We start from the raw sequence: 24,062 nt of genomic DNA, 5'->3' as shown, positions 1-24,062 counted from the left end.
CAAGTAGTGCCCGTTTACGGGCGGCCAAGTAAGGACTTTTGCAGGTGGCAGATTGACGTGCGTGCCCTTGCACGCCGCTAGTATTGTAGGGCTACGCCCGTATATGAAGAACCGCCGGCTTCGCCGGCGGGTCCCTTTTTTCGTCTTGCTGGAGGGACTATTCCACCTTTTCGGGCCAGGGATGCTTGGGGTAGCGGCCGCGCAGTTCCTTGCGCACTTCGGCGTAGGTGTTCTGCCAGAATCCCGTCAGGTCCCAGGTCTTCTGGATGGTGCGGAAATTCGGCGCGAGGATGTCGTAGCGGACTTTGAGCTTTCCTTCGGCAATCTTGTGTTCGCCGCGCAACTGCATGAAGTCCTCGATGCGGGCGGAAATTTCCACAAGCACGCCGTCGATGCTCTGTACGGACTTGCCGTCGTCGCTTGGTGCTACGGCCTGGTAGCTGTAGCGGGCGCGCTTTCCGTTCGGGAGCACGTAATGGTCGGGGAATGTCTTGTTTAGCCAGGCGAGCATGGACTTTCCGAAGTAGTCCTCGACAATGTTGCGGTAGCGGTCTTCGTTGATGTCGCGCAGCAGGAACTTTCCGCTGGTGAACTCGTCGAAAATCAGTTCCGTGTCTTCGTCGTTGAATTCGGGGAGCCCGTATTCGGGGTAGAGTTTCGCGGCGAGGCGCATCTTGGTGAGGAGCGTCTGGATGTCCTCGGTGAGGTACTTGCCGCTCCAGTTTTCCTTCTCTATCTTCTCGCTCCAGGCGTCGACGGTAAGTTTCTTCAGTTCTTCGAGGACCTTGGGCGAGGCTTCCTGCGTGAGGATTTCCTTGCGCGAGAGTTCGGTAACGGTACCGTCGGCGTTTTCGCTTTCGGATATTTCGACACCGATAAACCTTTCCTGCCCGCTGCGCCAAAGCAGTTCGTAGCGCGTGGTGGCGTTTTCGCCGGCAAGCATTTCCTTTGCGATTGCGGCGTAGAGGTTTACCTTGAGTTCCGATTTGGTCGTGCCGGTACGGAGCATCGAGAGCGCGAGAATCGCGTACGGCGGTTCGGCGACCTGCAGACGGATGACGTTCTGGTTTGCTAGTTTGTACGCACTTCCGCTCGGAGTGGCGAGCCTGTCTGGGAAGGCCTTTAGCAGTTGCTTGCAGACGAATGCCTGCTCGTCACACCACGTCGCACTGCAGCCCTGCGTAGCAAGGCAAGAGTGCCCATTAGTTTTATTTGGCAAGAGTGCCCTTGGATGCCCTTGTGCCTGCGGCGCTGCGGCATGACGTTCTTCGGCATGACCGTTTTTATTCGTCATTCCGTCACGGTAATCTCTCAACTGCCTTAGCGTGAAGCTCACTTCCCGCGGGACATTCACGGCCTTGTCTAGAGTGTCCTTCGCGAGCGTCAGGATGTCGTAGGCGACCTTCGCCTTTTGCAGGAATTCCGTGCCGGAGTGAATCCATGCGAGCGCTGCGAGGAGTAAGTCGGGGAGGTCCTGGGGGCCGTTTGCGGTGGCGAGGAGCAGCGCGAGCGGGATGCTCGAAACAGGAGTGCGGATGGCCTTGAGCCCGAGGGGCGTGATGGCTCCATCGCTGAGCATCCCGAAACCTTCGAGAAGCTTCGTGGCGGCCTGGGCGCGCGCTTCCGGAATCGCCGTCGGCAGCGTCATTCCGAACTTGGTTCGGAATCGGCTTTCGTCTATTTTTTCCAGCGCGGCCTTCTGCAACAACAGTTCCGAAGGTTCAATCTGCAATACTTCGGGGACGATTCCCTGGGGCATGCGCTTTTCGGATTCTTCGCTCCAGAGGCGGATGGCGCATCCGTTCTGCGTACGGCCGCTACGGCCGCTGCGCTGGATGGCGTTCTGCATCGAGATGGGGAGCGTTCGGAGCACATTCACCTTCTCGCTGTCGTCGTAGAGGCTCACGCGTTCGATGCCGGAGTCGACGACGCCCGATACGTTCGGGACGGTGATGGAGGTTTCCGCGATATTCGTGGTGAATATGACTCGCGGGCGTTCCGTCACTTCGAAAATGCGGTCTTGCGTTTCGCGGTCTTGCCCACCGTAGAGTTCCAGGAATTCGGCGCAGTTGTTGCCCAGCGCTTCGGAGGCGGCGCTGTGGCAGCGGGCGATTTCGGCCTTGCCCGGCAAGAATACGAGAGTCGTCTGCCAGATGTTGTTGCGGTAGAGCGTCTTTAGCGCCCGCACCACTTCGGCGTCAAGGCCAACGCCCGAAACGAGCGAGTTGCCTGTGGCGGGAGTCTGGTTGATAATCTGGACGGGGTAGAGCGGGTGGCCGAGGCTTAAACACTTGACGCCGAGAACCGCTTCGAGTTCCTCGCGGTTCAGCGCCGCCGACATCACCGCGATACGAGGCCGTTCGGCTCTATTGCTTTGAAGAACCTCCGGTTTCGCCTCACTCTCGCCTTCGCGACCAGCTTGCGCATGGTCGCTTCGGCTCACACGCGGAGCTGTCATCCCCGGCTTGGCCGGGGATCTCCCTTTCAAGAAATACGCGAATAGCAAATCCATGTCGGCCTTGCGTTCGTGGTATTCGTCGAACACGATCCAGTCGGCATCTAGTTTGCCGTGCAGCAGTTCCTGCAAAAAGTTTCCGTACGTCTGGAATAAGATGCGCGTGCCTTCGCTCTTGCAACTGTCTTGCCTGAACTGGTAACCGACAGTCTTGCCGCAGGGCTCGTTGTGCAGCTTCGCGGAGAACTGCGCCAGCGCGAGGGCGGCGATGCGGCGGGGCTGCAGCACGACGACGCGGCCCTTGCAGTGCTTGCTTAAAAAGTAGGGAATGAACAGCGACTTGCCCGACCCCGTGGGCGCTTCGATAAGCAGGTTATTCGACTGCGCAATCGCAGCCTCCAGCTTGTTTTCTTCTTCCGCTAATGCAAGGTCGTTGTAGGTCATGATTCGTGAGCCGTAATCGACTCGTCTTAACGAGTCTTGTTGGCGAGAGTGAGACGAGACCGGAGGTGTCTATATTGCATTTGAGTCGAACGGTCGCGATGGGGCGTTGCGGGGTGTCCCCGCTAGAAGGGGTGGCGAGCAACAGCGAGGTCGCTGTGCGAGCCAGGGGAAGGCTTTCCCCTGCCAGTTACCTAGCCGCTAGGAACTAGCAACTGGTGACCTTTGGTTACCTCGGGTACTTCAGCTTTTCGCCGGTGGCGGCGTCGATGTAAGGCGGCTTGCCTTCGCGGAACTTCTGGTTGATGACCAGGTTCTCGATACGGCGGCGCAGGCCCTGTTCCGTTTTGCAGAAGAAGTACACGACCTTGTTGGTGCCGGGCACGAGGAACATGGCGAGCTTGTACTTTTGCTTCACGGCGCGGCGGAAGAACATCATGTCCTCTTTCTTGGGCATGACGAGGTTGCTGCCTTCCTTCGTTTCGCAGATCATGTCGGCGTCGGCGAGGAGCGCCTTGGACTTCTGCTTCAGGGCGGCGAAGTTCGGGTCGGTATTCTTCTTGATGGTTTCAAGATTGAATGCGCCACCGCCTTCCTTGAGGGCCTTGCGGAGCCCGCGGAATGCGAAAACGGCCAGGACCACGACGACGACGGCGATGAGCCAGGGCCAGTAGTTTGCGAGAAAGTCTAACATGACAAACCTCAAAAAAGCTAATTTGCGACGACGCAAATATAGAAATTTTTTATTTTGTGAATATGCCGCGTTTTAGAATTATTCCGCTAATCCTTGTCCTTGTGCTAGCCTTTGCCCAGGCAAAGGATGTAAAGCCCTATGTCGACATCGATAAAATGCCCGATGCGCTCGTTTTTTACCCGCCTCCGCCCGATACGGCTTCGGCCCAGTTTAAGTACGATGTTTCGCAGTATATGTGGGGCAAGTCCATGCGTGCCGATTCTGCGCGTGCGGCCCTCGCCATAGCGCAGGCGGTCTCGGACCCGGCGAGTATGGCCAAGATGTTCAGCGAGCCCTTCGGCATGGAAATTTCGGCCAAGAAAACTCCCGCCATCATGAATGTCCTGGAACGGTCTATCCAGACCATAAAGAGCAGCAAGTTCAAGAAGCATTACATGCGCAGGCGCCCGTACGACCGCTTCAATGAGCCGACCTTGATTCCCGAGGAAGAAGACAAACTGCGGAATAACGGTTCGTACCCTTCGGGGCATACGGTCCGCGCCTGGACATTTGCGCTGGTGCTCGTAGAAATCAATCCGGATGCTGCCGATGCCGTGCTGAAGTACGCCTATGAATGGGGCCAGAGCCGTGTCATCGCGGGTTTCCACTGGCAGAGCGACGTGGATGCGTCCAAGGTGATTGTCTCTGCGGCTTTTGCGAGGCTCCATGCCGAACCTGCTTTTACGGCGGACATGCAGAAGGCTCGCGCTGAATTTAAAAAGCTGAGGACAAAATAAATGCTGCGCTGTAAGTCCCTTTGTCTTGTTCTTTTCTTTGCCGCGCTTTCGTTTGCGGAGGTTGCCGCTCCGGATTCCGGCAAGGCGGCTGTTTCGGGGTGCGCTGAGGGAACGGTGATTGCCCAGGTGGATTTCAAGGGCCTCGAGCATACGAAGCCCCGCGTGGTGGAACGCGAACTCTTGAACCGTGTGGGGGAGGCGTTCTCGAAGGAAAAATTCGAGATTGAAAAAGCCCGCCTGCAGGACCTTGACCTGTTCACCGAAATTACCGTCTCGTGCGACAAGGTTGGTGAGCTTGCCGAACCGACTTCCATAAAGCTCACGTACCATTTCAAGGAAATATTCCGCTGGATTCCCGCGCCCGCGGGCAAGAAGACCGACCGTGACGGCCTGATGCTCGGCCTTGCGCTGGCCAACATCAACGTGCTGGGCGAGGATATCCGGCTCGAAGTCCAGTACCGCACGACGGTCGACCCGTTTTTCGACAAGAACGAGGTCGCTTTCTACGCCAGTTCCCCTTACCTGTTCGGGACGCCGCTCGGGTGGAATTTTGAGTTCCTGATGACCGACAGCTACGACGAAATCAGGGATTTCCCGGAAAGGAGTCTGCTGTGGGATTTTGACGTGGATTACGAAGTGAAGGAACATTTTTCCCTGCTTGGCACGGCGGCCTTGCGCATGATATCCACGTGGGGCGGGGCTATCCTACCTGAAATCGGTGCCGGCATTGCCTTGGATTACCGCGACAGCAAGCTGGATACCCGCAAGGGAACGTATTTCGAATACATGCTCACCCATGTGGGCGCGGGTTCGAACTTCATGGTGAGCAACAGCGAATGCGGCGAGGGCCTGGAGTGTTCTTCGCTGAAGGGCGAAAACTACTGGGAACTTTTGACGGATGCGCGGGCCTACAAGACCTTCGGGCGTTTTATAACGGGTGCGACGGCTCTCGTACGTTACCGTCCGGGCGATGTGGAATTTTACGATTACTACTACCATGGCGGCGCCAATACGTTTCGCGGGCACGAGGCCGACTCGGGCTCTCTTGGGGTCCACGAGGCCTTGCTCACGCTCGAGGAACGCTTCGTGCTTATGGAAAGGCACGCCGCGAGCATCTGGGGCATAAACTTCTTCTATGGGGTGCAGCTTGTGGCCGGCTTCGACGGGAGCCTGCTCTGGGACAAGGGCCGCCCCGGCTGGGATAATTACGAGGGTGCCGTCTATGGCGGTATCCACCTGGTGATTCCGGCGCTCGACCGCATCCGTTTCGAAGTGGGGTACAGCCCCGACAAGGGCGAGCCGGTGTTTTACTTCGGGCTGTTTGACAAGGTCACGTCATCACGTTGGAGAAGTAGATAAGACCGCTCGTTCGACGTTCCAGGCGTTGAAACCTCCGGATCCTCACTCGCTCTCGCCTTTGACGGCTCGTCAATACGAGCCGCCTCCGGCTCGCGGAGACCGCTCGTTCGACGTTCCAGAAAACCGCTTCGCCTTGACTATTTGTTATAAAAAGGTTAAATTTGTGTTAACAATTTGACCAAAAAATGAAAAATAGGCCCGACGTCGAGCCTTCGGAGTATAAATGGCAATTAACTATCTGGATCTCCCCATCGGACGTAAGTACCCCTACGAAGTGGACTGCGTCGTGGAAATCGGCAAGGATACCAGCCTCAAGTACGAGTATGACGAACGCCTGCACGTGTTCCGCCTGGACCGCTGCCTGCTCAGCTCCATGAGCTACCCCTGCACTTACGGTTTTATCCCGAGCACCAAGGCCGACGACGGCGACGCGCTCGATATGCTCATCTACAGCCCCGCCTCGATGATGACGGGTTCTGTGTGCACCTGCCGCGTAATCGGCGCCCTCGACATGACTGACGGCGGCAAGAAGGATTACAAGGTGCTTGGCGTTCCGACATTTAACCCTAGGCCCATCAAGGACATAGGTGATGTCGACCAGATGTTTTTGCGCATCACGCGCAACTTCTTCCAGAACTACAAGGAACTGGAAGGCAAGGACGTGCAGATCGGCGAATGGCAGGATGCCGCGTTCGCCCGCGAACGCGTGATTGCTGCACACAGGGCTTATTTCCAGAATCAGGTGCAGGTGCCCGAGTCGTTCTACCAGGAACCGGAGAGCGCAGAACACCTTCCGCCCGATGAATTGATTTAATTTGGCCTTGTTTTTGCTTTTTTTTCCTCGGGTTATTGTCTTTTCGAAGATTTTTAACTTATATTTGGAAAACAACGTTTTTTTTCGCTTTTATAATAAGGAGAAACAATGAAACGATCCCTTTTAGCAGTTCTTGCAGCGACCCTGCTGCTCTCTTCCGGTGCTTGGGCTGGCTTCAGCGTTCGCGTTGAAAACAACAAACACCACAATCCGCCTCCTCCGCCTCCTCCGCGTGAACGCCTCGAATGCCGCTTCCAGAAGCCGGATTGCCGTCCGCGTGAACATCATTACCGCGTTGACTACCGCAACCGCCGTCCGATGATCGAAGGCCGCTGCGACCGTGGTGACGCCGAAGGCCGTTGGGATTATTTCTGCAACGACGGTACCCGTTGGATGACGGTTGACTTCCACCGCAACCACCCGGGTCGCGTGGATTGCCTTGACCCGCGCCGTGGCCGTATGTTTGCTGCCCGTAACGTGCGTGAGTGCGTGGATATCCACGACCGCTAGTCCGGTCTAGTCACAAGTCTAATTGACGCTTTCCCTGCTCATGGGAAGGCGTTTTTTTGTGCCTCGGCGAGAATTGAAAAACGGCCATCTCCGATTGTGGAAATGGTCGTCAAATTTTATCGGTGAATGGTGATGCCCTCGTGCGTAAGCCGGGGGTGTTTGCTTATGCCGAGAAATTCTTTCCGAGAATCGCGGAGACGTTCTTCAAGATGCCTTCGGCCACGTCGGGCTTGTTCATGGAATACACGTGTACGTTCGTGATGCCGTTCGCGTACAGGTCGATAATCTGGTCGGCCGCATAGATGATGCCCGCCTGCTTCATGGCCTCGGGATCGCTCCCGAACTTGTCGACGAGCGACTTGAAGCGCTGCGGCATGAAGGAACCCGAAAGCTTGATGGCGCGTTCCACCTGGTTCGCGTTCGTGATGGGCATGATGCCGGGGAGCACGGGGCAGTTCACGCCGGCGTCGCGCAGCTTGTAGAGGAAACTGAAGAACAGGTTGTTGTCGAAGACCATCTGCGTGGTGAGGAAGTCTGCGCCCGCGTCGACCTTCTCCTTGAGGTGCTTGATGTCTTCGGCCTGGTTCGCGCTTTCGGGGTGCTTTTCGGGGTAGCAGGCCGCGCCGATGCAGAAGTCGGAATCGCTTTCCTTGAGTTCGCGGATGAGTTCCACGGCGTAGTGGTAGTCGCAGTTGTCGCGGCCCTTCTCGAGGAGTTCCGGGGTGAGGTCGCCGCGCAGGGCCATCACGTTCTTGATGCCTGCGGCCTTCATTTCGTCGATGCGCTGGTGCACCGTATCCTTGCTGCTCGAAACGCAGGTGAGGTGGGCGAGCATCGGGATGCCGAATTTTTGCTTGAGGTTCTTCGCGATGTCGAGGGTGTAGTGGCTCACGCCGCCACCCGCGCCGTAGGTGACGCTCATGAACGCGGGGCCGAGTGCCGCGATGGCTTCCGTTGCCGTCCTGACGCTTTCGAAACTGGTTTCCTTCTTGGGCGGGAATACTTCGAACGAAAGGCTCATCTTGTCTTGCTTCAGGATATCGACGATTTTCATGTCACCTCGCGGTTGTTTTTCGTGGCCCGGTCTACCACGCTTGGTTTATGCAAATATTTTGATATATGCAAATATAACAAAAATTGGTGGGGAAAGGGGGCTTTTTTTTTCAGAAAACCAAAAAAAAGAAGGGCCCGGCGAAGCCGGTCCCGTTCAAAATGGCGCAATTTGCGAGATTTCGACTATTTCGCGGTTTCTCCGTCGAGTTCGGTATAGGCCTTGCTGGCGGCTGCGCGGATCTTGCCGGCGATGGCATCGTCGTAGGTTCCGGATGCCTGGAGGCTCTTGACGAGTTCATCGACGAGGTTCGCGTTGAGGGCCATGACTCCGTAAACTTTGAAGTGGCCGTCCTCGGTGGTTTCTACCTGCACGTCGGTAAGGGTGGCGCCGCTCATGTGGGTGTCCACGACGGTCTTGGAGGTGGTCTGGAAGTGTTCGGCGACCTGGTCGTTCACGTCTTCCTTGAAGTTCTTGACGAGAGCCTTCGTCTGCGCGTCGATTACCTTGGCGAGGTCTACACGGGCGTTCTGGTCGGCCAATTCCAAAGCGAGCTGTTCGTTGGTGGAGACTCCGATGCCCATGCCGGCGGGAATGTTGTCCTTGAGGTATTTCTTCTTGAGCATCTGCATTTCGATGAGCTTGTCTGCAGATTTTTCTTGCGGGGTAGAGCTACAGCCGATCATGAGGAATGCCGCGGCGATGGCAACAATCAACTTCTTCATATATAACTCCTTTTTTGTTTTCCCTTCTTGGGCCTAAATGAAGTCTTTAAGCAAAAATATTTTAAACAAATGTCAAAGTCAAGCCGTAATGGAAAAAAACTCGTTTTTTGGTGATTAACGGCGATAATTGCTGAATAAAGCGAAAATTCGGCGATTTAGAAGAATTTTCCGAGGGCGACGATGGCCGCGGTCCTTGCCCTCAGGCGTGTTTTCCCGAGGCTGATGGGCGTCGATTTTCCGCGGTTGTAGTTCTTTACGGCTTCGATTTCCCGGGGCGAAAAGCCGCCTTCCGGCCCGATGAGGAGAGCGGTCGGGCGCTCTATGGAGGGCGCAGCCTTCTGGCCGTCGATGTCACAGAGCACGAGGTCGCCTTCGTATGCGGAAAGCCACTTGTCGAATTCTACGGGGCCTTCGATTCGAGTGAGCCACGGTTTCCTGGATTGCTTGAGGCTCACCAGGCTCTTGAGTTCGGCGCGGCGTACGAGCTTGTGCAGGTCGGAGTTCTTCGGTTCCTGCGAGAAGTCCGTCCTCAAGAAATAGATTGTGTCAATTTCTGTCTGCGCGGCGTGGAATACGACTTCCTCGAGCGCGTCGTCCTTGAGGCAGGCGATGGCGAGGCTCAGCTTGGGGCGTTCCGTACCCGCGGTCTCGAAACTGTCGATGCGGACCCTGCATTGCTTGGGGTCGGCTTTTACGATAATCGCATCCGCGTAGTGGCCGTTCCCGTCGGAAAGCTGCAACGTGTCGCCTGCGGCTGCACGGCATACGCGCACGGCGTGGCTGCTCTCGTTTTCGTCGAGGTCGAATTCGCCCACTGCAATCTGCGGGCAGTAGAAACGGCTGTCGGGTGTTTTCATGCAGTACAAGGTAGAAAATTTTCTACATTGGTGCTCATGGAACACAAGTCGGTAAAAGCCGTAGTCTTCGATTTGGACGGGACGCTGTACCTCAGCGGTCGTCCTTATCCGGGTGCCGTAGAAGCGGTAAAGCGCGTGGCGGCACGCGTGCCGGTCTATTACCTGAGCAACAATACGAGCAAGTCGCCCGTCTTTTACGAGAACCGCCTGAAGGTGATGGGGCTTCCGCTCCGCGACGATTCCATCATCTCGGCTTTGTACCTCTCGCTCGATGCCATCCACGAGAAGGGCATCAAGAACGTGTTCTTTTTCGCGAACCCCGAAGTGTACGAGTGGTTTGCCGCGCAGGACCCGAGTTTGAATTTGAATCCGTCGGTTGAAGATACGGAACTCGTGCTCGTCGCCTACCACAACAGCTTTGATTACCGCGAACTCTGCGAACTCAGTTTCCGCGTGCAGCGCGGCATCCCGTTCTGGGTGACGCATACCGATTTCGTGTGCCCCGATGCTAACGGCCCCGTGCCCGATATCGGGAGCTTCATGGCGCTTTTGAAGACGGCGTACGGCGTGGAACCGGAACGCAGTTTCGGAAAACCCAACCCGGCGATGCTTGCGGGCGTGCTGAAAAATTTCGCTCCCGAAGAAATCCTGTTCGTGGGCGACCGCCTCTATACGGACTTCGAACTCGCGAAGCGCGCCGGCTGCAGGTTCGTGCTCCCACTATGCGGTGAGACCAAGCTCGAAGATGTAAAAAAACTCGAGACCAAGCCCGAGTTCATCGTAGAGAGCGTCAAGGATATCGATTTCGATAGCTTCTTCGCCGGAAAAATTTAGTCGGCGTCATGCCACAGCACCGCAGCGCTGTAAACGCAAGCGTGCAAGGACATCCATTAAGCTTTCTTCTGCCTGTAGGCGACAAAGACTCCGAGCGCGATGAGGAGTACTGCCGCAAACGCGCTCACCTTGATGCAGGCGTGTAACGGCTTGCTCCGGTATTCCATGTGGACTTCGGATTTGCCCTTCGGAATTTCGACGGCGCGGAGCGTGCCGAATGCCTTGTAGACCTTGGCGGGTGCTCCGTTCACGGTTGCGTTCCAGTAGGGGTGGTAGTTGCCGGCGACGACCATGAAGCCAGCGCGGTCGCTTTCCACCTCGAACACCTGCGTGTCCATCTTGGGGCTTGCGACAAGCTTTGCGTATCCGTTCGCGACGCCGCCTTCGCCTTCATGTTCCGGCTTCTCGGAGAGGATCACCGTCTCGCGGTAGTAGAAACTGTCATCTTCGGGTTCGGCCTTCGGCTGTGCCGCTTCGGCGGCCTGTTCGGGTTCCGCCGCTGCGGTTTCAGTTGCGGTCGAATCGCTTGCTGCGGCCGTTGAATCTTCTGCGGCGACAGGTGCGCTCTCCTCGGCCTTGGGCTTGCGGATGGCTGCCTTTTCGCGGAGAGTCTTGATGGCGCTTGCATCGTCCATCGTCACGGACTGCCCGTAGATATAGGCTTCGCCCATGGCCGTCTGGATAGGCATGAATGTCGTTCCCTGGCGGCTGTCGAAGATGATGGCGCCGATGTTCATGAGGTCGAGGAACGGATGGGCGGCTTCGGGATTGTTGATGTTCAACAGGTAGTTCGCGTTCTGCTGGCCGCCGCGGAATTCGCGGTAGCTTGCAAGTTCGTTGTCGTGGAATCCGTCGGCGTTGCGCAGGTGGTACTGCGGGAAGGCGTTGGCCCCGAGCGCCTTGTTGCGCGAAAGCGAAAGCACGCGCGGCGTATTGAGGGAATCGGTCTTGTACGGCGCCTTGAATGCGCTTACGACCGGGTTTTTCGGTTGCAGGTATTCGTTTGCGGGAACGTTCTGGATGAACGCCCCGTTGATGAAGAACAGTTCTACCGCGGCGGCGACGGCGAGAATGCCAGCCTTGTAGGCGATGGAACCATTCCAGCGGAAAATGAACAGAGTTACGCCTGCAATGACGAGGATGAGGACGAATCCCGGAATCACGGTGCCCGCGGTCGCGTTCATCACGATTTCGTTGAGAGGCTTAAAGTACGGGCCGGCGACCGGGTCGGCAAGCAGGTCCTGCCCGCTCATGAGGAATGCGCCGATGGCGGTGAACCCGAGCACCACGCAGGCTTGAACGATGAGGTTCGAGCCGGACAGCTTGGCCTTGTAGGCGTCAATCAGGTTGGCGAAGGAGAACTCCTTGCCCTGGTCATCGAGGTTCATCACGCCGATGCAGGCGATACCGTACAAGATGCAGGCGACAAGCCCGACAGGTCCGATGAACGTGGTCCAGTTGTAGCGCGCGATGACGACCAGCAACAGGAGGATGGCGAACATCGCGGCGCCGTGCGTGAGGGCGCGGATGTTCCTGGCGATGTCTTGTTCCTTGTCCGTAATCGCACGGAGCACGGGGCCCGCCATCATCACGAGTAGGAGCGGGAGCCAGAACAGGGCCATGCCCGGGGCGCGGAAATTCTTGACGCCGGGGAGGATGGCGTACCAGAGCTTGAAGAGCGGAGAGTGCGCGCCCATGCCGTAGCTGAGGGCGAGTACGGCGCCCACGGCCCAGAACGTGGCCCAACGGCGCTTGCCGGGCAAGAACAGGCAGAGGAATCCGAGGAAGGTGAGGAGCGCGCCCGCGTTGTTGTGGTCGAGCTTGAAGCTGTTGTGGCCCCAGTAGAACGGGCTTCCGGAGGTGCCCATCTTGCGGTATTCGTCCATGGTGACGTTCACGAACGAACTGCCCTTCAGGTCACCGCTCTGGGGATCCTGCTCGTACACGTCCACGCCGATGAATCCCGGCAGGAGCATCTGTGCGAGTTCTTCCTGGTGCAAGGACCAGCTGACGGCATGCCCGTAGTTGGTGTGGTCGCCTTCGCCGCGGACCGACTGCGTGGTCGTGTACAGGTAAGGCGGTACCAGCTGGAAGCAGGCGAGCGCAAGCCCGAAGGCGAGGCCCGCGGCGGCGAGCCCGACGCGCTTCCCGCGGGTGGCGAACGTCTTGCAGTGGAATGCGGCTTCGTACAACGTGTAGAATCCGGCGCCCCACAGGAATAGGTACGTGAGCTGCAGGTGGCTTCCGAGAATCATCCACGCGATGGAAAGCGCGAGTACAATCAGGTAGGGGAGGCTTCCGTTACGGACAACCTTCCTGATGGCGAGGAGGGCGAGCGGCGCGATGGCGAAAACCATCATCTTGCCGTCGTGTCCGCCGTAGATGTAGGTGAAGTATTCCGGCGAGAAGGCGTAGAGGAACCCGAGGAGGGCGCCCCACCAGCGGTTGCCCGTGAGGTTCCAGGCCAAGAGCATCGCGCTCATGAAGGCGACCCATACGGTGAGCATGAACTTGAAGCCCACGGCGCGTGCGGGGTCCATCAGGAACTGCGTCCATACCAGCGGGTGGTAGGCGTCGGCGAACAGGGCGTCGATCGTAGGCACGCCGCCCAGGCGGCTGTCGTCCCATTCGGTCACGATGGCGTTTTCGGCGCGCAATATGCGGCTGCCGATACCATTCAGCTGGTCGCTGTTGAGCATCAGCTGGCTATCGTCGAATGCGAACCCGCGGAAAACGATGAGGAGAATTGCGAAGAAAGTAGCGGCCGTCACCGCAAAGAAAACAGGCTTCTTGTTCAGGAAATTCATGTCCTGAAATATAGATTATTAGCCGCTAGTTACTAGTTGCTAGTCGCTGGTTGCTAGCCGCTGGTTGCCGGTTGTTTGAAAATGATGAAACAACAAAAACCGAAGCCGAGGCCCGGTTTTGATATCTAAGTGAATAGAACTTGCTTAGTCGGCGGTGTGTTCGTCGACCTTGTTGTACTGGATGAGGCTGTAAATGCCAAATGCGGAAATGACGCAGACGGCGGCAATCACGATGATCTTGATAATTTTAGCCATAAAAAACCTCCAGCGGTTGTTTTTGCAATAAAATACCTTTTTTTCGATGAAAAGCAAGCGTAATTTTATAATTATGGTGTTCTATTGAAAAAATCCGCTACGATTTTGTTAGAATCATGCAGATGACGGGGAGCTTCTTGTCTACCTCGTTTTCGCTCGGGATGATTTCGCTTTCGACGATGGTGCAGTTGAATTCCTTTACGAAGAATTCGAGCTGGTTCTGGTCGAACCCGAGCCATATGTGCCCGTGAGTCGTGCGGAAGGATTCTTCCTTGTGCTGCGCAAGGTCGAGGAGGGCGAGCGTTCCGCCCGGTTTCAGGATGCGGATGGCTTCCTTGAGGGCGAGCCGCGGGTCGGTCGCATGGTGGAGCACCTGGCTCATGAGCACGAGGTCGGCGAAGTTTTCGGGCAGTCCCGTCTTCGTCATGTCCGCTACTTTGGGCGTAACGTTTTTGATGTTCTTCTGCTTCAGGATTTTCTGCAGGCCGCTGATGACTTTCGGGTCGCAGTCGAGCGAGGTGACTTCCTTGCAGCGGTTGGCGAGCATCAGCGAGAGGTCTCCGCCTTCGCCGCAGCCGATGTCCACGGCGTTTTCGAAGGGCTGCATGAGCTTGCTGAACAGGCTAATCTGGGCCTTGAGGCTTCCGCCGGCCTGGTCGAGCTTGTGGATTTGCCCCTTTGTCTTGTCGGTGCGTTCTTGCAGAACCTGTTCGGCGCGGCAACGGAGCACGTCCTTGTCGGGCAGTTCGCCGTAGGCGTCCCGGATTACGGAGAGGACGCGGTTACTCATCAGGAGTTCTTCGCTCAGGCGGTAGTAGGCCTTGATGCCGTCGCGGCGGTCCTTCAGGAGCCCGCAGGCGGAAAGCTTGGCGAGGTGTCGGCTGGCGTTGCTCTGGTGGATATCCAGAATGTCCTTGATTTCGTTCACGGTGAATTCCGCGAGGTCGAGGAGCATCAGAATCTTGAGCCTCATCTCGTCGGATACGGCGTTGAAGAAATCCATCGTCGATGTAATCGGTTCACGTTGCATAGTGCAATTCAATATAATTAATTAACTTTGTCGGGTGTTCTTGCGGAATCTGAAATGGTGTTTTTTTGTCGCCCTCCTCGCGGGTGCGGCGTATGCGCAGGTTCCCGATACTTTGGCCGTAGACCCGGTGCCGGAAAGGAATTTTATCGAAAGGCATTATGACTTATCGCTTGAAAGGGACCTCCCGCTCACGTTCCTTTCGGGCTTCGTCAGCGTTTACGGCGACTACAGGCTGCACAAGATGGCCGTGAATGCCGAAATGAGGGATGTCTCGGACCTCCTGCCGTGGGACCGCCCGGTTGCGGGCCGTTACTGCAAGGCCTGCGCGGATGTCAGCACCTGGTCGGCCGCTCTCGGGGTGGCGCCTCTTGCTTTGGGGGCGTTCTCGTGGTACAAGGGCGATGCTTCGGGCGGGGATCTCGCTGCCTACACCTTGATGCTTGCGCAGGCGCTCGCCCTCCAGAACGGCGTGAACCTGCTCGTACGGACCCTCTCGTTCTGGCCGCGCCCCTACATGTACGCGATCGAAGGCGACGGCGCGGAAGCGGCATCCGCCGCGGAGGGCGAAGCGTACGGGAGCTTCTACAGCGGGCATGCTTCCGCCGCGTTCACGATAGCCGTGTTTACCGGTGAATGGTTCTCCGAATTTTATCCGAATTCCAGGTACAAGCCGCTCGTGTGGGTGACCTCCCTTTCGCTTGCCAGTCTTGTCGGGGTGTTGCGCGTTGCCGCCGGCCGGCATTTTCCGACCGATGTCGCCGTTGGAGCCCTCGCCGGGGCGGGAATCAGCCTCGCCGTCATCAAAATTCACAAAAAATCGGTACAAATTGGCCCAGTTTCCCTGGCGGGCATCTGGGCTGGCCCCGAAGGCGCATCCCTAGCTTTCGTTTTCTAGCGAATAGGCGAAAATTGCGAATTTGATATAAATCATAAAAAATTTTTTGCATGCTCCTTTTTCGGTTTGCGTATATATATTACAAAAAAAGTTAAAACCCCTCAGAGGTGTGGAATGTTGAGTTTTGTCGGCCGTTTGGCAGTGGCCTTGATCGTTGTTACAGAAGTATCCTATGCGGATTTTTCGATTCGTGATAGTCGCGACGGAAAAATCTATAAGTCGATGCCTTCGGGCAATTTGAACTGGTTTACAGACAACCTTTCTTTTCAAAAAAGTGTTTCTTTCAGGGACGGCGCAAAAAATGCCTACTACCGCCAGGCGGACTGGTCCGCTTCGTGCCCCGCTGGCACGCATGTTCCCGATGTCGTTGAATGGACGGCCTTCGCCAAGGACAGGTTTACCGGCCCGCGCAAGCTGTCTAATGTGAAGTCTTTTGCCGGCAAGACGCGCGGATTCTACGACCTTGCCGATCCCAAGCACAAGATCCAGGGAAAGGACGCCGCATATTTCGCGTTGAAGGATACTAACGGCGTGCGCGCCATGATGCTCGACGTGAAGCGCGGCAACTCGAAGGTCGTGAACCTTCCGCCTCAGGCCGTGGTGACGGTGCGCTGTGTTTCGGAACGCGACCTGTATGCCGAAAAGTTCGTCGACCGCAAGGAGATGAAGATGACCGACCCGCGTGACAACCAGAAGTACAAGGTGGAGTTGCGCGATGACAAGTTGTGGATGTTGGCGAATCTCAAGTACAGCCTCTCCAGCGCCAAGCAGTGTTTGCTCGAAGATTCCGTGTACTGCAAAAAATTCGGCCGGTTCTATACCTACAACGAGGCGAAGAAGGCCTGCCCCGCGGGCTGGCACCTGCCCGATGACGGCGAGTGGCGCGACTTCCAGAAGGACCGCGCGAAGCTCAACTGGGACAACCTCGGGCGTGGCGGTTGCAAGGACTGGGACGGCTTTTGCAATAGCGAGGTGACCGGGCATTACTGGTCCTCGACTTCCATCATGAAGAACACGGGGCGCTCGTGGGAATTCAGGCGCCAGGCGAAGAGTATCGACCGCACGGACCAGAATGTGCAGAAAGGCCTTTATGTACGTTGTGTAACGGAGTTGAACTGATGAATAGGAAAATAAGCTTGTTTAAAATATGCGCGGCAGTTTCTGTCGTAGCGTTCTTTGCGGCGGGCTGTTCCGACGATTCCTCGGGGAACTGTGCCGGAAGCTGCGTCGATACCGGCGACACCATCGACATCCAGATCCCGGGTGACAAACCTGCGGATAGCGTGAAAGTAGACTGGAAAAAGGATAACGTGGAAGATGCTGGCGATACCAAGCCCGCAAGCAGTTCCAGCGCGAAGGCTCCGGCTTCTTCTGCGGGTGAGGCTCCTGCGGCATCGAGTACGGCTGAACCGATGTCGAGTTCCGAGACCGCCTCGGGAGACTGGCGAGACTACTGCCTCGAGGTCGTAAACGCGAAGCGCGCTACCGAGGACCTTCCGCCCCTCGCGCGTGCGAGCGAAGAACGCGAACAGTGCGTGGTCAAGCAGGCCGCCGATGACATGGCATCGGGCAAGGGCCATGCGAACTTTGGCGATTGCAACGAGTTCGCGCAGAATACCGGCCCGAATGTGGTGACGTCGAGGTACAACACTCCCGAAAAGATTGTCGATGCCTACGTGAAGATGATGTGGGACGACGAGAAGAAGCTCGTGACGAGCGGCGAACGCGACCCGAAAAAGGATTCCGATTACGGCTACATCGGGCATTACCTGAACATGAGGAACACGTCCTACAAGTCGCTCGCCTGCGGAATCGCGTATAGCGAAGACGGCTCCAAGGCCTGGTTCAACATGAATTTCTATTGATTTGCAAGAACGTCCCCTCCTAACAAAAAAGGCCGTCGGCATGGATGCCGGCGGCTTTTTGTTGGAGGAGAATCTATTACTTTATCGTCGTGGTCAGGCGGAAAGCGAAGGCGACGTCGCTGATTTCTTTTTCGCTGTAGACGCTGAACTGCAGCTTGGTAGAAGCGATCTTCTTGACCCAGGCGACGGTCCATGCCCAGTCGTCGTAGGTGTGCTTTGCCTTGGCTTCCAGGTTGTCGCGCTTGTCGATGAATTCCCATTCCACCATGAGGTTGCTCATGAGCAGGTTCAGGATGCCGCTCTTCGGTGCGAAGTCGAGACCCAGGTAGAACGGCTGGAAGTAGATGCCCGGAAGGTAGTACTTGGTTTCCGGAGCGAGATAGTTATTGGCGCTCTTGTCGAGGTCGTCGTCCTGGGTGTAGACGCAGGAGTATTCACCGTAGGCGCGCAGCTCGGGAATGATGTTGTAGCTGGCGTAGGCGGCCAGACGGTGTGTCAGGTAGGCGGTATGCTGCATCACGTCGATTACGTTGGAGCGGTAGGCCACCTTCATTTCGAGCGGGAAGGTAAACTTCATGTCTTCTTCGATGCGCACGTAGCCGCGGTCCGCTTTGTTGTCCTGGATGGCGAGCATCGCGTTCAACTGGCTCAGGCCGTGCTTCCATCCGAGTTCCACAGCGTTGTGGCTGTAGTCGCGCATCCAGAGGCCGCGCTTGGTCAGGTCCTTGTCCACGTAGGTACCGAAGTGGGTGGACTGCGACCAGTCCGTCTTCCAGCGACCGATCTTGAGGTTCAGCATGTCCTTTTCACCGAGTTTCCACTTGTAGTTCGCCCAGTAGAGGTCGGCGAGAATCTTGTCGTACATCTTGTCGCCGATCTTGTTGCCGAATTCCGGCGCGAAGATGCGCAGCATGATGAGGGCTTCCAGGTTTTCGCCCTTGTACTGTCCGCCAACGTTGGCGCGGATCCAGCCTTCGTTGATGTTGGTGGAGTCGTTGGCGATAGACTTGACGACCTGGGTCTGAACGTTACCCTTCAGGCTGAAGTCTCCGTCGAGGGCGGAAGCGAATGTGGCCATGCCCAATACCAGGGCGGCAGCAATCTTGCTGTATTTCATGAACTCTCCTAAAATTTGTACCCTTAAGCATCGAAATGCTTGTATTTAATGCAAAAAATAGAATTATGCGCCGTTTTTGGAAACGAAAAAATCTTCTTTTCTACTTTTTTTGTGTCATTTTGTGCCGATATTATATATTTTTGGGCGCGGATGTGTTGAATCGCCCCGAAAAACGTTCCGGGGATCTCCTTCGAGGTATATATGAGAAAATTGTCCGCGGTCATTGCGCTTTCCGTGCTTGCCTCCGTGTGTACAGCCCCTTTCGCCGCAGAACTTGCCCCTAACAAGACCCATGCGGTGCTGAACGTGACCTACACGAACTACGATGACGTTCCCCAGGCCAAGAAAAAGCTCGTCTTCGTGGGCCAGAGGAAGCCGAAGAACAAGATCGCGGTCACGACCGACATGTACGGTGAAACCGCTTTCCTCATTCCGCGCGAGGACACGTATACCATCCTCTGCGAAAGCCTTACTGGCCCCTATGAATGCGGCGAGACTCCCTATGTGTCGCGTACGGCGAGCACGGGCGGCATTACGGTGCTGTTCGACGATACGCGTGCGGAACTGACGGGCGTGAACTTCAAGGCGGGCAGCGCGGAACTCATCCCGAACTCGCTCCGCACGCTCGACAACGCCATTGCTGGGCTCAAGAGAAACGCGAAGGCGAAAGTCGAAATCGAAGGTCACACGAGCAGCGAAGGCAGTGACCAACTGAACCAAAAGCTTTCCGAAGACCGTGCGAACAGCGTGATGGAATACATGATTCGCAAGGGAATTTCCAAGGACCGCGTGACGGCCGTGGGCTACGGTTCGAGCCGCCCGAAGGCGGACAACGGCACCGAGGCGGGCCGCATGCAGAACCGCCGCATCGAGATTCGCGTCGTGAACAAGGACGAGGTGAATATTTCCGAAGAGTAACGGACTAGCCGACTCTTGTCCAAAACGTTTTATCCCCGGCATAGTCCGGGGTTTTCTTTATTTCGTGAAAGATGAATGCTAGATGGCGCGGATGCCGTCTTCTTCGATGGCGATTTTTCCGTCGCGGAAGAGGCCGCCGATAATCTTCTTGAAGGTCTTTTTCGAGATGCCGAATTCCTGGCGAATGGCTTCGGGGTTGCTGTGGTCGCCGTAGGGCAAGAATCCGCCGGCTTCCTCGAGCTTGTGCATGATGGCGCTCGGGCTGTCGCTCTGCATAATTCCCTTGTAGCCAACGGGCGTGAGGTTCAGGGTGATTTTCCCGTCGGCAGTGAACCGCTGGATGAATCCCGGCATCGTGTCGCCGATGTAGATGCGGTCCATGCCCGGGGTCACCTGCAGCCTTCCGGTGTAACGGTAGTCCACGAGGCATTCCACGTAATCGGGCGTGACTTCGTATGCGGCGAGCTGGACGCGCTGACCCACATGCAGTTCGCTCGTGTCCATGTCCAAGAAGCTCTTGATTTTTTCGGTCGCCACGAGACGTCCGCTCTTCTCGTCTTCGAGAATGTAGACGACGCAGCGGTCGCCCTTGCGCAGTTCCCCGAGCTGCTGCTTGTAGGGGAGGAAAAGGTCTTTGTTGAGGCCCCAGTCCAAGAAAGCGCCCACGCGGTTCACGTCCTTCACGGTGAGGACGGCGAATTCGCCTACCTGGGCGAAGGGCTTGTCGAGAGTCGCGATGGGGCGGTCCTCGGAATCCATGTAGACGAACACGTCGATGATCTCGCCCTCTTCGAGCGTGAACTGGTTCTTGTTACCCGGGAGCAGCACGCGGCCGCCGGTCTCGAGTTCGAGGTAGAAGCCCTGGGGCATTACGGCGTCGACGCGCGCGCGGTTGATTTTTCCGATTTCCATATTGGTCCTTCCGTCCTGGTGATTTGCCGCGACCATCCGCGACACGTTAAATATAGAATTTTAGGGAAGCTGCTTGCCGTCGATTTCGGCGAGGGGCAGGTCCTTGCAGCGGCGAATAAACCTCAGCGTTTCTTTTTCGCCCTTCTCGGCCAGCATCTGCAACAGGAAGAGGAGTTTCTTGTAGGTGTTCTCCGTCATCTTTTCCTTCGCGGTGCTCTTCGTGAGGTAGAGCAGGGGAGATTCCTGCGTGTAGCTTTCCTTGTTGTACGTCTTGGAGGCGGCGACGCGGTCGCAGAACATTTCCTTTATGTAGCGGTCGGGCATGTCCATCGGCACGATTTTCTTGGTCGCCATCTCGTAGTCGTACCAGAATTCGAAATGGTGCCTGTTCCTGCCTTTGTGGTGCATCCATGCGAGGCTCATTCCCGTGTCGCGGCGTTCCCCGTTGTTCGGCGATTCCTTGCCGCTGTAGTAGCGGGCTCCCGGCAGGAACTCGGTGGGCGAGTACTTCGAGAGGTCGTGGAAGAATCCCTGGAACCCGATGCCGGCTTTGAAGCAGAGGCGTACGACTTCGTGACGGTGTCTCGTGATGGTGATGAAGTGCCTTATCGGGTGAAAACTCATGCGGTAAACGATAGGAAATTTGCGGGCGCGCGTTTCGTGGATATTTGGAAAATGCGTCCCCAAAAACAGGAGTTTTGCATTTTATGGTATGTAAAAAATAATATAATCAGCATTTTGTTGTCATAAGTTTTCACTAATTTGTAATACACTTGTTAATTTATATATATGGGAATGGACTTCAAAGATTCTGCCGTCTTCGCGACGGCTTTTCAGAAATTGCTCATAGGAGTACGACGCAATACGCTGGTTACGCAGACGGAGTTGTCTAAGTCTGCGGGGCTTACACGTCAGTCCATCTCGATGATGGAAAGCGGCAAGCGGGTGGCATCGTTTCAAACGTTTTGCGTGCTGGCGCAGGGCCTCGGAATTTCGCCGGTCGAACTGATGCGTCGGTTCGTACGCATTTGCGAGGCGGAATCGCTCGCCCGTCAAGGGAAGGTCGAGTCGAAGAACAAGGCGATGGAATATATCGTGAACTTGCGCGCCCATTGCGGGAATCACGACGACGGAGTCTGAAAGATTTGAACCGCCAAAAATGTTTAATTTTGAAACACTTTTTGAAAAGTGTTTTGTTTTTAAACACCCCGGTGGACTTTCTTTGCGGATTTGAGCCTCTTTTCACCCTGTAATTGCAAACTTCGTGCCGAAACGAATTTGGCACGTCTTTTGCTGATGAAAGGGCGAAAATAGTCCAGTTTGGACCAAAGTTTAAACAAAGGGCATTGCGAAAGCAGCCCGCAAAAAAGAGGAAAAGTAAAATGATCAAGCCTTTAGCAGATCGAATCGTCGTCAAGCCGGCCGAAGCCGAACAGAAGACCTCCTCGGGTCTCTTCATTCCGGACAATGCCAAGGAAAAGCCCATGCAGGGCAAGGTCGTGGCAGTGGGCCCGGGCCGCAAGAACGACAAGGGTGATGTTATCCCCATGGAAGTCAAGGTGGGCGACGTGGTGCTCTACGGCAAGTACAGCGGCACCGAAGTCACCGTCGACGGCGAAAACTACCTCATCGTCAAGGAACCGGACGTCATCGCGACTCTTTAGTCGCCAGTCAATAGTCGCTAGTTCCTAGCTGGGCGGCGAAGCCGCGATTAAAAAACCAGTAACCAAAGACTAGTGACGAGTAACCACAGAATTTAAAAAAAAGGAAAAATCAAAATGGCAAAGCAACTCAAGTTTGATGTGGCAGCTCGCGAATCCCTCATGAAGGGCGTGGACAAGCTCGCCAACGCTGTCAAGGTAACTCTCGGCCCCAAGGGCCGTAACGTGATGATCGCCCGCTCCTTCGGTGCCCCGAACGTGACCAAGGACGGTGTGACTGTCGCCAAGGAAGTGGAACTCGAAGACGCCTACGAAAATCTCGGCGCCCAGATGGCCAAGGAAGTCGCCAACAAGACGAGCGACGCTGCCGGTGACGGTACCACCACTGCTACCGTGCTCGCCCAGGCTATCACTCGCGAAGGCCTCAAGAACGTGGCCGCCGGTGCAAACCCGATGGACATCAAGCGCGGTATGGACGCCGCCGTCGACGCCGTCATCAAGGAAATCGGCAAGATGGCCGTGAAGATCAACGGCAAGGAACACATCGCCCAGGTCGCTACCATCTCCGCCAACAACGACCCGGAAATCGGTGACCTCCTCGCCAACGCCATGGAAAAGGTCGGCAACGACGGTGTCATCACCATCGAAGAATCCAAGACCGCCGACACCATCCTCGACGTCGTTGAAGGTATGCAGTTCGACCGCGGCTACCTTTCTCCGTACTTTGTCACTAACACCGACAGCATGGAAGTCTCCCTCGAGAATCCGTACATCCTCCTGTACGACAAGAAGATTTCTACCATGAAGGATCTTCTCCCGATGCTCGAACACGTTGCCAAGCAGGGCAAGTCGCTGCTCATCATCGCCGAAGACGTCGATGGCGAAGCTCTCGCAACGCTCGTCGTGAACAAGATGCGTGGTACCCTGAAGGTCGCTGCCGTCAAGGCTCCGGGCTTCGGTGACCGCCGCAAGGCCATGCTCGAAGACATCGCCATCCTCACCGGTGGTATGCTCGTTTCCGAAGACACGGGTGCCAAGCTCGAAGACGCTCCGGTCACGGTTCTCGGCCAGGCCAAGTCCATTACCATCACGAAGGACAACACCACGATCGTCGAAGGTGCTGGCGACGCTGCCTCCATCAAGGGCCGTATCGGTCAGATCAAGAAGCAAATCGAAACCACCACGAGCGACTACGACCGCGAAAAGCTCCAGGAACGCCTGGCCAAGCTCGCCGGCGGTGTGGCCGTGATCAAGGTCGGTGCCGCTACCGAAGTCGAAATGAAGGAAAAGAAGGACCGCGTCGACGACGCCATGCACGCAACCCGCGCTGCCGTCGAAGAAGGTATCGTTCCGGGTGGTGGCGTTGCCCTCATCCGTGCCGAAAAGGCCATTGACGCCCTCAAGTTTGACAACTCCGACCAGAAGACCGGCGCTGCCATCATCCGCCGCGCTATCGAAGAACCGCTCCGCCAGATCGTGCAGAACGCGGGCCTCGAAGGCTCCGTGGTGGTCAACAAGGTCAAGGAAGGCAAGGACGCCTTCGGTTACAACGCCAAGACCGACACCTACGAAGACCTCATCAAGGCTGGCGTCATCGACCCGGCCAAGGTGACCCGCACGGCCCTCAAGAATGCCTCCTCCATCGCCTCGATGATCCTCACGACTGACTGCGTGATCACCGAGAAGAAGGAACCGAAGCCGGCAGCTCCTGCCATGGACCCGGGCATGGGTGGCATGGGCGGCATGATGTAATCAGCCACCGACAAAAAGTCTCCTCCTAACAAACGCACTCGGCTCAGCAATGGGCCGGGTGTTTTTTGTTGCGTAATATGCGAATCCTTTATATATAGTTGGTTTCGGATATGGCTTGCACGCTCTGTTTGATGCCTTGCTTATCGCAAGGCATCTATGACTAGGGAAGGCTCCGCCCTCCCTAACACCCTCCTTTCCCAGATGCTAACGACTATTGAAGGTCGCGTTGCAGTATTTCGCACTTCTCCTTTTTCCATTCTTCAAACGTGTCGTCAGCGATATGCTGCTTGGCTTCGCGCATCAGGTGCAGGTAGAAGTGCAGGTTGTGGATGCT

Annotated in this window: 23 protein-coding genes; 12 read left to right on the top strand and 11 right to left on the bottom strand. The window is 56.4% G+C overall.

Annotated features, from left to right (window positions below; genetic code table 11):
• Positions 1 to 157 precede the first annotated feature (157 nt).
• Entirely contained in the window at positions 158 to 2,899 is a 2,742-nt protein-coding gene (locus IK012_RS02835) for an ATP-dependent helicase C-terminal domain-containing protein (protein ID WP_290950200.1), read from the bottom strand.
• Positions 2,900 to 3,125: 226 nt separating this feature from the next.
• Entirely contained in the window at positions 3,126 to 3,590 is a 465-nt protein-coding gene (locus tag IK012_RS02830; protein ID WP_290950196.1) for a hypothetical protein, read from the bottom strand.
• A 62-nt stretch (positions 3,591 to 3,652) separates the two neighbouring features.
• Here IK012_RS02830 and IK012_RS02825 point away from each other — a divergent pair, with 62 nt between their 5' ends.
• The 4 genes from IK012_RS02825 to IK012_RS02810 all read left to right on the top strand — a co-directional run bounded on the left by IK012_RS02825 (position 3,653) and on the right by IK012_RS02810 (position 7,049).
• Positions 3,653 to 4,366, top strand: coding sequence for a phosphatase PAP2 family protein (locus tag IK012_RS02825; RefSeq protein WP_290950193.1), 714 nt, complete (start codon positions 3,653 to 3,655; stop codon positions 4,364 to 4,366).
• Entirely contained in the window at positions 4,367 to 5,725 is a 1,359-nt protein-coding gene (locus IK012_RS02820; protein ID WP_290950190.1) for a POTRA domain-containing protein, read from the top strand. It begins immediately after the preceding gene.
• Between the two features lie 223 nt (positions 5,726 to 5,948).
• Positions 5,949 to 6,539 carry an inorganic diphosphatase gene (locus IK012_RS02815; RefSeq protein ID WP_173379237.1) on the top strand — a complete coding sequence of 197 codons (591 nt, stop codon included), beginning with the start codon at positions 5,949 to 5,951 and terminating at the stop codon, positions 6,537 to 6,539.
• Positions 6,540 to 6,647: 108 nt separating this feature from the next.
• Complete coding sequence (locus tag IK012_RS02810; RefSeq protein WP_290950186.1) at positions 6,648 to 7,049, top strand: hypothetical protein; 402 nt, start codon at positions 6,648 to 6,650, stop codon at positions 7,047 to 7,049.
• 163 nt (positions 7,050 to 7,212) lie between these two features.
• Here the strand turns inward: IK012_RS02810 and metF are convergent, their stop codons facing one another.
• The 3 genes from metF to IK012_RS02795 form a co-directional block, all read right to left on the bottom strand.
• Complete coding sequence (metF, locus tag IK012_RS02805) at positions 7,213 to 8,103, bottom strand: methylenetetrahydrofolate reductase [NAD(P)H] (RefSeq protein WP_290950185.1); 891 nt, start codon at positions 8,101 to 8,103, stop codon at positions 7,213 to 7,215.
• A 182-nt stretch (positions 8,104 to 8,285) separates the two neighbouring features.
• Entirely contained in the window at positions 8,286 to 8,825 is a 540-nt protein-coding gene (locus tag IK012_RS02800; protein ID WP_290950182.1) for a hypothetical protein, read from the bottom strand.
• Positions 8,826 to 8,980: 155 nt separating this feature from the next.
• Positions 8,981 to 9,682, bottom strand: a complete 702-nt coding sequence (locus IK012_RS02795) for a 16S rRNA (uracil(1498)-N(3))-methyltransferase (protein ID WP_290950180.1) — start codon at positions 9,680 to 9,682, stop codon at positions 8,981 to 8,983.
• 36 nt (positions 9,683 to 9,718) lie between these two features.
• Between IK012_RS02795 and IK012_RS02790 the strand changes: the two genes are divergently transcribed.
• Entirely contained in the window at positions 9,719 to 10,516 is a 798-nt protein-coding gene (locus tag IK012_RS02790) for an HAD-IIA family hydrolase (RefSeq protein ID WP_290950177.1), read from the top strand.
• A gap of 56 nt (positions 10,517 to 10,572) precedes the next feature.
• Here IK012_RS02790 and IK012_RS02785 read toward each other — a convergent pair whose 3' ends face one another.
• Together IK012_RS02785 and IK012_RS02780 are read right to left on the bottom strand one after the other, a co-directional pair.
• Positions 10,573 to 13,323: a hypothetical protein gene (locus IK012_RS02785; protein ID WP_290950174.1), complete on the bottom strand. Its 2,751-nt coding sequence runs from the start codon at positions 13,321 to 13,323 to the stop codon at positions 10,573 to 10,575.
• A 352-nt stretch (positions 13,324 to 13,675) separates the two neighbouring features.
• Positions 13,676 to 14,608, bottom strand: a complete 933-nt coding sequence (locus tag IK012_RS02780) for a metalloregulator ArsR/SmtB family transcription factor (protein WP_290950171.1) — start codon at positions 14,606 to 14,608, stop codon at positions 13,676 to 13,678.
• Between the two features lie 34 nt (positions 14,609 to 14,642).
• Here IK012_RS02780 and IK012_RS02775 point away from each other — a divergent pair, with 34 nt between their 5' ends.
• The 3 genes from IK012_RS02775 to IK012_RS02765 all read left to right on the top strand — a co-directional run bounded on the left by IK012_RS02775 (position 14,643) and on the right by IK012_RS02765 (position 17,368).
• Positions 14,643 to 15,503, top strand: coding sequence for a phosphatase PAP2 family protein (locus IK012_RS02775; RefSeq protein ID WP_290950164.1), 861 nt, complete (start codon positions 14,643 to 14,645; stop codon positions 15,501 to 15,503).
• Positions 15,504 to 15,617: 114 nt separating this feature from the next.
• On the top strand, positions 15,618 to 16,622 hold the full coding sequence (locus IK012_RS02770; protein WP_290950157.1) for an FISUMP domain-containing protein: 1,005 nt from the start codon (positions 15,618 to 15,620) through the stop codon (positions 16,620 to 16,622).
• Positions 16,622 to 17,368, top strand: coding sequence for a CAP domain-containing protein (locus tag IK012_RS02765; RefSeq protein ID WP_290950150.1), 747 nt, complete (start codon positions 16,622 to 16,624; stop codon positions 17,366 to 17,368). The genes IK012_RS02770 and IK012_RS02765 overlap by 1 nt, the downstream gene beginning before the upstream one ends.
• A 76-nt stretch (positions 17,369 to 17,444) precedes the next feature.
• Here IK012_RS02765 and IK012_RS02760 read toward each other — a convergent pair whose 3' ends face one another.
• Entirely contained in the window at positions 17,445 to 18,485 is a 1,041-nt protein-coding gene (locus IK012_RS02760; RefSeq protein WP_290950145.1) for a hypothetical protein, read from the bottom strand.
• A 201-nt stretch (positions 18,486 to 18,686) separates the two neighbouring features.
• Between IK012_RS02760 and IK012_RS02755 the strand changes: the two genes are divergently transcribed.
• Entirely contained in the window at positions 18,687 to 19,403 is a 717-nt protein-coding gene (locus IK012_RS02755) for an OmpA family protein (protein WP_290950142.1), read from the top strand.
• A 78-nt stretch (positions 19,404 to 19,481) separates the two neighbouring features.
• On the opposite strand, the gene IK012_RS02750 is transcribed toward IK012_RS02755, so the two are convergent.
• Together IK012_RS02750 and IK012_RS02745 are read right to left on the bottom strand one after the other, a co-directional pair.
• A complete protein-coding gene (locus IK012_RS02750) occupies positions 19,482 to 20,315 on the bottom strand; it encodes a S1-like domain-containing RNA-binding protein (RefSeq protein WP_290950139.1) in 834 nt (277 codons plus the stop codon).
• 60 nt (positions 20,316 to 20,375) lie between these two features.
• The gene (locus IK012_RS02745) at positions 20,376 to 20,939 is read right to left on the bottom strand and encodes a DUF5662 family protein (protein ID WP_290950136.1); all 564 of its coding nucleotides are present in this window, start codon (positions 20,937 to 20,939) and stop codon (positions 20,376 to 20,378) included.
• 165 nt (positions 20,940 to 21,104) lie between these two features.
• Here IK012_RS02745 and IK012_RS02740 point away from each other — a divergent pair, with 165 nt between their 5' ends.
• The 3 genes from IK012_RS02740 (at position 21,105) to groL (ending at position 23,728) form a co-directional block, all read left to right on the top strand.
• The gene (locus IK012_RS02740) at positions 21,105 to 21,455 is read left to right on the top strand and encodes a helix-turn-helix domain-containing protein (protein ID WP_367273764.1); all 351 of its coding nucleotides are present in this window, start codon (positions 21,105 to 21,107) and stop codon (positions 21,453 to 21,455) included.
• A gap of 242 nt (positions 21,456 to 21,697) precedes the next feature.
• Positions 21,698 to 21,979, top strand: coding sequence for a co-chaperone GroES (groES, locus tag IK012_RS02735; RefSeq protein ID WP_290950130.1), 282 nt, complete (start codon positions 21,698 to 21,700; stop codon positions 21,977 to 21,979).
• Positions 21,980 to 22,093: 114 nt separating this feature from the next.
• The gene (gene groL, locus IK012_RS02730) at positions 22,094 to 23,728 is read left to right on the top strand and encodes a chaperonin GroEL (protein ID WP_290950127.1); all 1,635 of its coding nucleotides are present in this window, start codon (positions 22,094 to 22,096) and stop codon (positions 23,726 to 23,728) included.
• A gap of 211 nt (positions 23,729 to 23,939) precedes the next feature.
• Here the strand turns inward: groL and IK012_RS02725 are convergent, their stop codons facing one another.
• Positions 23,940 to 24,050: a hypothetical protein gene (locus IK012_RS02725; protein WP_290950203.1), complete on the bottom strand. Its 111-nt coding sequence runs from the start codon at positions 24,048 to 24,050 to the stop codon at positions 23,940 to 23,942.
• Positions 24,051 to 24,062 lie beyond the last annotated feature (12 nt).

The organism is Fibrobacter sp., from assembly GCF_017551775.1.
In the GTDB taxonomy this organism is placed as follows: Bacteria; Fibrobacterota; Fibrobacteria; order Fibrobacterales; family Fibrobacteraceae; genus Fibrobacter.
The sequence above is the reverse complement of the archived record's forward strand: the minus strand, read 5'-3'. Positions and strand labels throughout refer to the sequence as shown.